9 protein-coding genes are annotated in these 7986 nt (G+C 47.0%); 8 read left to right on the top strand and 1 reads right to left on the bottom strand.

From position 1 onward, the window contains the following. On the bottom strand, positions 1-325 hold a 325-nt coding region (locus F6K64_RS13770; protein WP_287265609.1), incomplete at its 3' end, for a sensor histidine kinase. 109 nt (positions 326-434) lie between these two features. Here F6K64_RS13770 and F6K64_RS13765 point away from each other — a divergent pair. From F6K64_RS13765 to F6K64_RS13730, 8 genes are all read left to right on the top strand, one after another. Continuing rightward, positions 435-581 carry a hypothetical protein gene (locus F6K64_RS13765; protein WP_287265607.1) on the top strand — a complete coding sequence of 49 codons (147 nt, stop codon included), beginning with the start codon at positions 435-437 and terminating at the stop codon, positions 579-581. A 542-nt stretch (positions 582-1123) separates the two neighbouring features. Continuing rightward, positions 1124-1912, top strand: a complete 789-nt coding sequence (locus F6K64_RS13760) for an SDR family NAD(P)-dependent oxidoreductase (protein WP_287265605.1) — start codon at positions 1124-1126, stop codon at positions 1910-1912. Continuing rightward, positions 1909-2577, top strand: a complete 669-nt coding sequence (locus F6K64_RS13755; protein WP_287265604.1) for a PIG-L deacetylase family protein — start codon at positions 1909-1911, stop codon at positions 2575-2577. The genes F6K64_RS13760 and F6K64_RS13755 overlap by 4 nt, the downstream gene beginning before the upstream one ends. After that, positions 2577-3530, top strand: coding sequence for a methionyl-tRNA formyltransferase (locus F6K64_RS13750; RefSeq protein WP_287265602.1), 954 nt, complete (start codon positions 2577-2579; stop codon positions 3528-3530). Before F6K64_RS13755 ends, F6K64_RS13750 begins: the two co-directional genes overlap by 1 nt. An 18-nt stretch (positions 3531-3548) precedes the next feature. Further along, positions 3549-4628, top strand: a complete 1080-nt coding sequence (locus F6K64_RS13745; RefSeq protein WP_287265600.1) for a nucleotidyltransferase family protein — start codon at positions 3549-3551, stop codon at positions 4626-4628. A gap of 22 nt (positions 4629-4650) precedes the next feature. Beyond that, positions 4651-5385: a maleate cis-trans isomerase family protein gene (locus F6K64_RS13740; RefSeq protein ID WP_287265598.1), complete on the top strand. Its 735-nt coding sequence runs from the start codon at positions 4651-4653 to the stop codon at positions 5383-5385. A 17-nt stretch (positions 5386-5402) separates the two neighbouring features. Next, complete coding sequence (locus F6K64_RS13735; protein ID WP_287265596.1) at positions 5403-6980, top strand: nucleotide sugar dehydrogenase; 1578 nt, start codon at positions 5403-5405, stop codon at positions 6978-6980. Then, complete coding sequence (locus F6K64_RS13730) at positions 6968-7978, top strand: NAD-dependent epimerase/dehydratase family protein (protein ID WP_287265594.1); 1011 nt, start codon at positions 6968-6970, stop codon at positions 7976-7978. The genes F6K64_RS13735 and F6K64_RS13730 overlap by 13 nt, the downstream gene beginning before the upstream one ends. The last annotated feature ends 8 nt before the right edge of the window (positions 7979-7986 follow it).

Genomic DNA, 7986 nt, shown 5'->3' with positions numbered 1-7986 from the left:
CTATCGGTAGAGTAATAATAAACTCAGTACCCTTACCAATTTGAGAATTTACCTCAATCTGCCCCAGTAGCTTCTGAGTCACTAAGTTATAGACAATATGCAGCCCTAAACCACTGCCACCTCTGGCTCTAGCAGTAGTAAAGAAAGGTTCAAAAATTTGCCCTAAATGATCCTGAGCAATCCCACAGCCATCATCGTGATAGGTAATCATTAATTGTTCTTCAACTCTGTCAACCTGAAGATGTAACTGTCCATTTTGTTTGGGCTGATAACCATGGCTAATAGAGTTGATGACTAAATTGGTAAGCGACTTTCTGCACTTCAAACGTGCTACAAGTCATTGCTCAACGAATAAAGTTGATCACAGGCTTGATTATTGAGAATAGAGTCAATAAATTCATGGTTTATGTACTTATATAGGAGTTTCTACCCTAATGAGGTACACAGGTTTTTTTCCCTGTTCCCTGTTCTCTGTTCCCTGTTCTCTGTTCTCTGTTCCCTGTTCCCTGTTCCCTGTTCCCTGGAGCTTCGGAGCAGAAAAACACTGTATACTTCCAGTGGAAGTAGGGAAAGTGGGATAAGCACCGATCGCAGAATTAATTACCTACTCCCAATCTCTGTAAACCTTACATTGTAAGGCTTTGAGTTTTGTAAAATGTGTAATCAATTTTGTGTACCTGCTTATAAAAATTTGACCCTTAATACATTAGTAAAACTTATCTAAGTGATAATAGATTATAATCACCATTTTCAAAAAAGAAAGCGGTAAAATTAGTTAGGAGCTAAGCTATTTGGGATTTTTTTGATAACTACAATAAATGTTTGTCGGGTTAGATTAGGGCATCACTACATGTTTATCACTCGCAAAATGTAAGCATTCAGCCGTCAGCCGTCAGCTGTCAGCCTTGGGCTGATAGCTGATAGCTGAATGCCATCAACCTTGGGCTGATAGCTGATAGCTGATAGCTGATAGCTGATAGCTGATAGCTGATAGCTGATAGCTGAATGCTTCCCGAAAAATCATAGAAAAAAAAAGAAGATGGATGCTTCTAGTTAGCTATTTGGTGAAAATCCCTTTATGATTTGTTATGCTTGGCTGTTTTGGTAACGGAGGATCAGTTTGATGTTAAGATTGGAAGGAAAAAGTGCGATCATCACTGGGGCGGGACGTGGCATAGGTAAGGCAATTGCCCAGAAGTTTTTGCAAGAGGGCGCGAGGCTCCTGATTTGTGATATTGTACCAGATCGGATTGCAGCGGCAGCTGAAGAATTGAGCCAGTGGGGTGAGGTTTATGGGATGGCTGGTGATGTCTCTGATGGCGCTTTTTGTGAGGCGCTGGTGAAGCAGGCAGCGGAATACTTTGGTGAGATTGATGTGCTGGTCAACAATGCTGGTATTGTGGCAATCGAGCCCTTTCTCGAACACTCTGAGTCTGCGTGGGATAGAGTGATGGCGGTGAATCTGAAGGGCACTTTTTTATTGGGACAGCAGGTGGCGCGGGTGTTGGTGGCACAGGGCAAAGGGGGAGCGATTATTAATATGGGATCCACCAATGGTCATGTGGCAGAGAGAGAATCGGCAGCTTATAACGCTTCTAAAGCGGGAGTTATTTTGCTCACCAAAACAATGGCGGCGGAGTTAGCCCCGTACAATATTAGAGTTAATTGCGTTTCACCAGGGTTTATTATCACCGATCTCACACAACAATCTGGTGCAGGGGACACCTTTGTGAGAGAATATCCCAATAAAATACCAATTGGTCGTTGTGGAAATCCTCATGAGGTAGCTAATTTGTTTGCTTTTCTCGCCTCTGATGAGGCATCGTTTATCATTGGTGAGTCAATCATCATTGATGGGGGCCAACTCTCTTGGACGATTGACAAATGGTCTGGTATTGGAGGGTCTGCATGAAAGTACTCGCGATTTCTGCTCACCCTGACGACGAGACCCTGGGTTGTGGCGGGATGTTGCTGCGACATGCCGCAGAAGGTGACAGTTTGTTCTGGCTGGTTGTAACAGAAACCCATGAGCCGCAGTGGTCAGCGGAAACAATTCAGGTTAAGGCGACGGAAGTAAAGCGAGTCGCTGAAGCCTATGGAGTACAGCAGTATTTTAAGTTAGGATTGCCCTCGATTCGTCTTGATACACTGCCACTGGCCGATCTGATTGGCCGCATTCGGGATGTCATCCAAGAGGTTAAGCCAGAAGTCGTTTATCTGCTTCATGGTGGTGATGTCAATTCCGATCATTGCGTTGTTTTCACCGCTACGATGTCTGTGCTGAAGACATTTTATATGCGTAAATGGGGTGTTAGATGTATCTTTTGCTACGAAACCCTTTCTTCCACTGAAGCAGCTCCACCGCAGCCCCATCGTGCCTTTGTTCCCAATGTTTACCGTGATATCACGCCTTATCTTGAGCAAAAGCTTGAAATTATGGGGTTATATGAGAGCGAGACTCACTCAGATCCTTGGCCTCGCGGACCGTCAGCGATTCGGGCGTTAGCTCGCTATCGTGGGGGCAGTATTGGGGTGGACTATGCTGAGGCATTTATGCTGATTCGGGAGGTGGATTAATGCGTCTGTTGTTTTTTGGAGATGGCAGTTGGGCCACCCAGAGCTTAAGACGGTTAGCTCAAGAGGATTGGGAATTGCTTGGGGTGGTGACCCGGTTAAAGCCAAGCGATCCAGCTCTATTGGAATCTGCACAGGCATTAGGGCTGCCCATCTTTCAGCCCAAGAAAGTCAATGGGCCTGAATTTGTTGCAAAAGTGGCAACGTTGCGTCCAGACCTTAATTTATCAGTCTCTTATGACCAGATTCTGCGTCGCCCTATTCTTGAAAGTGCGCCTCAAGGGTTTATTAATTTTCATGCTGGTAAATTACCCTTCTATCGGGGTCGCAATGTGCTCAACTGGGCATTGATTAATGGTGAAAAAGAGATAGGACTAACGGCGCACTATGTAAACGAAGGGATTGACACAGGTGACATCATTTTGCAACGGACGTTACCAATTTACTGGACAGATGGCTATGGTGACTTGCTTGAGCGAGTGGTGGCTGCCTTTCCTGATTTAGTGGCCAATACGGTTAGCTTGATTGCCAATGGGGAAGTCGAACGGCAACCGCAATCACACCTGCTCGGCACCTATTTTTCTAAGCGCCAGAATGGTGATGAGTGGCTGGATTGGTCAGATAGTAGCCACAATCTCTACAACAAAATTAGGGGGATTACGCACCCTGGTCCTGGAGCAAGAACAGTCTTGGATGGTCAAATGGTTATCGTCTGGCGTGCCTTTTATGACCCGGCTTGGCCAACTTACATTGCCACACCGGGGCAGGTGGTGGGATCTCGTCCCCATGAAGGTATTGTGGTCAAGACAGGCGATTCGACCCTTTTAATCCAAGAAGTACAACTCAAACCCAGAGAGCCTTGTATCCCCAATTGGCCTATTGGTAAGCGTTTAGGAATTAACCTAATCGCGTATCTCCAGTCATTGGAAGAACGCTTAGCCGCCTTGGAAAAATGAGCAATCTGAAAGGAGGAAATGATGAGTGTGGTTTATGCTGCCACAAATGGTTTGGAACAATTTGTGGTAGAACCTAAAACTCCAATATCAGAGGCAATTTCGATTTTGACTCGCACCGAAGCAGATGTCTTGCTGCTGTGCGAAAATGACCAGCAGCTTGTGGGCACCCTGTCCTGTGATGATATTCGACAAGCAATCTTAGAGGGAGTGTCCCTCAAAGAGCCGTGTCTGAGAATCGCTGACCTTAACCCGATCACCGCTTCAAAATCCATCTCTCGTCGAGAAGCGATGCATCTAATGAATGGGCAAGAGATATCTTCTGTTAAGTATTTGCCTCTAGTAGATGAAAAAGGTCGTGTCGTTAACTTGTTGTCCCAGGAGGGTTGGCTTCAAAAGGATGCACTACCCCTATCAGCAGTGATTATGGCAGGTGGGTTTGGAAGCCGCTTGCGTCCTTTGACGAATGATTTGCCCAAACCCCTTCTCCCCATTGGCGATCGCCCAATTATGGAGTTAATTATCGAGCAGTTACGGGATGTGGGAATTCAGCAATTCTACGTCACCACCCATTACTTACCCGAGAAAATCATCAACCATTTTGGTAATGGTCGTTCTTTTGGGATCGACATCACCTATGTTTCAGAAGATACTCCCTTGGGTACTGCTGGCGCATTGGGCTTGCTGGAAAACCCAAACCGGCCCTTATTGGTAATCAATGGGGACATTCTCACTCAGCTTGATTTCCGAGCAATGTGGTCTTTTCACCGTAACCATCGCGCCCCTTTAACGGTAGCGGTTCGCCCATACGAATTACAAGTCCCTTATGGGGTGATGGAATCAGAAGGCCCCTATCTTCGCCAAATAAGCGAAAAACCGCGCCTCAACTTCTTAGTTAATGCTGGCATCTATCTGTTGGAGCCTTCGGTACTAGCTTATATTCCAGTGGGGCGGCGGTTTGATATGACCGACCTGATCCAAGCATTGCTCGATAGTAGCCTTCGGGTTGCAAATTTTCCGATGATTGAGTATTGGCTCGACATTGGAAAATATGATGATTATCAACAAGCACAAAAAGATTTTCAAAATGGTAATTTTTAACGCTTAACAGAAAAAGAAAAACATGGTAACTCCATTTCTGGATGCTCGTATCGGAGTCATTTGTCCCGATGATTCCGTTAACGATGACGAATTTTGGGCTTGTATCCCCGATCGTGTCAATTTCCTGTTTACTCGCTATCGAACCCCCAAGCGTTTTGACCCCATTAGTATTCCGATGGTCGAAACCTACGGCGATTTCGATACGGTATACGATGCCGCCGTGACCTTGAGTATTGTTCGTCCGAGCGTTTCTCTCTTGGCTTGTAATTCAGGCAGTTTTGTGGGAGGAGTCGGCGGCGATCGCAAGATTATTGAAGCCATTGAGCGAGGCACAAATGCTCCCGGTACAACCATTACAACCGCCCAAGTCGAGGCACTTAACCTGATGGGGATTAAACGGGTTGCGATCGCAGGTCCCTATCCCCAGGATGTCACCCTGCGCTTGGGGGACTTTTTAACCCAAAGTGGCTTTGAGGTGACAGAGGTGCAGAGTGCTGGCATGGAGACGGAGTGGGAGATTGGCAATGCCGAGCCCCAAGTTTGGGCAGATTTGGCTCGACAAGTAAATAGCCCAGAAGCAGAGTGCGTGATTATTGCGGGGAGTGGCACTCGCACTGCTCCGATTTTGAACAGTCTCGAGGTTGAATTAGAAAAACCCATCCTAAGCGGTCCGTCTGTTGTGGTGTGGCACGCTTTACGTTTGGCTGGGGTTCAATCCCGTTTACAAGGTCGAGGACGCTTGTTAGCAAACTACTAAATCATTCGAGGGAAAAATTGACTTCTTCACTTTCAAAAACAAAGAATACATCAACCGCGCCGGATGGAACAGTTTATGCCATTCCATCAGAGAGTGCACAAAAAATACACTTTGATAAGCTAGCTCAAAAAGCCGCATGGCACCGTACCCAGGGACGGCAGATTGTCGTGGTGCAGGGATTAGGCTTCGTTGGCAGTGCCGTAGCTGCGGTCATAGCAGCGGCAACAGATGAGGCTGGACAACCCTTGTATTTTGTGATTGGGGTGGATTTACCCTCCCCTTCTGGTTACTGGAAAGTCGGCAAGTTAAATGATGGACTAGCACCGATTGTTTCACCCGATCCTGAACTCCCTCAATTGATTCACGAGGCCGTTTACAAGACCCAAAATTTAGAAGCAACGGTTTCTGAGGAGGTGTATACCTTAGCCGACGTGATTGTGGTCGATATCCATCTCGATGTCCTTAATCGCTTGGCACAAACTGCGGCAGAGATTAAGATTAACCTCGATAGCTTTGGCGCTGCGATTCACACCGTTGGTCGTTATATGCGTCCTGATGCCTTAATTCTCATCGAGACCACTGTGCCTGCTGGAACCTCTGAAAAGTTTGTATTGCCTATCTTACGGGAGGAGCGGGCGCTGCGGGGAATTGATCAGCCGCCATTATTGGCCCATGCTTACGAGCGGGTGATGCCCGGTCCAAAGTACATCAATTCGATTCGCCATTTTTGGCGTACCTTTTCCGGAATTGATCAGACATCAACGGCTAAGGCACGGGATTTTCTCTCGTCATTTATTGATACCACTGCTTATCCCCTCTGGGAACTACAAGACACGAATAGCTCAGAACTGGCAAAATTATTGGAAAATTCCTATCGTGCGACCAATATCGCGTTTATCCACGAGTGGACGCTATTAGCCGAAAACATGGGGATTAATCTGTTCACAGTGGTTGACTCCATTCGAGTTCGTCAGGGAACCCACGATAACATGCGATTCCCAGGCTTTGGCGTTGGGGGGTACTGTTTAACCAAAGACTCGCTCTTAGCTCAATGGTCTGCCATCAACTTAGCGAATCAAGAGTTGCTTCTGGGAATGACCCTCGAAGCCCTGAAAATTAACCATCGAATGCCTCTGCACACCCTAGACTTGCTCAAAGAGCTATTCGAAGGAGAGTTAGCCGGTAAAACAATTGCTGTCTGCGGAGTGGCTTACTTGCCCGAAGTAGCAGATACACGCAATTCTCCCACTGAGATATTTGTAGATGAGTTGCTTAAAACAGGAGCAGTAGTCATTGTTCACGATCCATACGTCACCACTTGGGTCGAAAGACCCAATATTCCAGTCACTCAAGATTTAGCGGGTTGTCTGAGGCAAGCGGATGGCATTGTACTTGCAATCCCCCACCGCCCCTATCGCGACTTGTTACCCCAAATGATTTGTCAAGCTTCTCTTGCTTTATCTTCTCCCGTCCTTGTCGATGCCCAAAACATTATTACTGACGAGAAAGCTGAATTACTTCATGATGCGGGGTGTCGATTGTTAGGAGTTGGCAAAGGTCACTGGCGAACAAGAGGGTATCAATGTCTAAAATAAACGAGTGCAAGATTTTAATTACTGGCGGTGCAGGATTCATTGGTTATCATTTGGCCTTTCGTCTGAGTCAGGAACCGAAAAATCAGTTGGTTTTAGCAGACAACTTTACCAGAGGAGAGCTTGATCAAGAGTTAGAAAGGCTGATCGAACGCGACAATGTCCAGTTGATTTCCGTAGATCTAACGGATGGGGCAGCTTATGAAAAGTTGGGGAGCAACTACGACGAAGTGTACCACTTGGCCGCAGTGATTGGTGTCCAGAATGTGATGGAGCGTCCTCATCAGGTGTTGCGCGTCAATGCCATTGGCACTTGGATGCTGCTGGAATGGTTTGTACTCGGTGGCGGCAAAAAACTCTTGTTTTCCTCAACTAGCGAAGCTTACGCTTGGACACAGCAGTTTCATACCCTACCGATTCCAACCCCAGAAGATGTTCCTTTGGCCCTAACTGACCTTCGCAATCCCCGGAGTAGCTATGCAGGAAGCAAAGTCTTTTCCGAATTGGCCATCACCCAGTGCTGTTCCGTGTACAAGAAACCCTTTGCGATTGTGCGTTATCACAACGTTTATGGACCCCGTATGGGCTATCAGCATGTTATCCCCCAGTTGTACGAACGGTCACTGAAAGGGCAGAATCCTCTGATTGTCTATTCTGCGGATCATCAGCGCGCCTTTTGTTATGTGGAGGATGCTGTAACTGCAACCATACTGGCCATGCGCCATCAGTCTACGGATGGGCAAACGTTTAATATAGGTAATGAGCAGGAAGAAGTAACCATTCAAGAGTTAGCCCAGCGTATTTTAGCCCAAGCCAGCATTCAAGTGGACCTTCAGCCACAAGTGGCAGCTCACGACCCCATCAAGCGTCGCTGTCCTGATCTTTCACGGGCACGAGACCTACTGGGTTACCAACCCCAAATTAGCCTGGATCGGGGACTGGAGTTAACGCTGGCTTGGTATGGGGACAGATTGGCAGCACGTCTGGGGAATAAGGAGTAGATTGATGC

Source organism: Moorena sp. SIO3A2, from assembly GCF_010672265.1.
Lineage (GTDB): Bacteria > Cyanobacteriota > Cyanobacteriia > Cyanobacteriales > Coleofasciculaceae > Moorena > Moorena producens.
The sequence above is the reverse complement of the archived record's forward strand: the minus strand, read 5'-3'. Positions and strand labels throughout refer to the sequence as shown.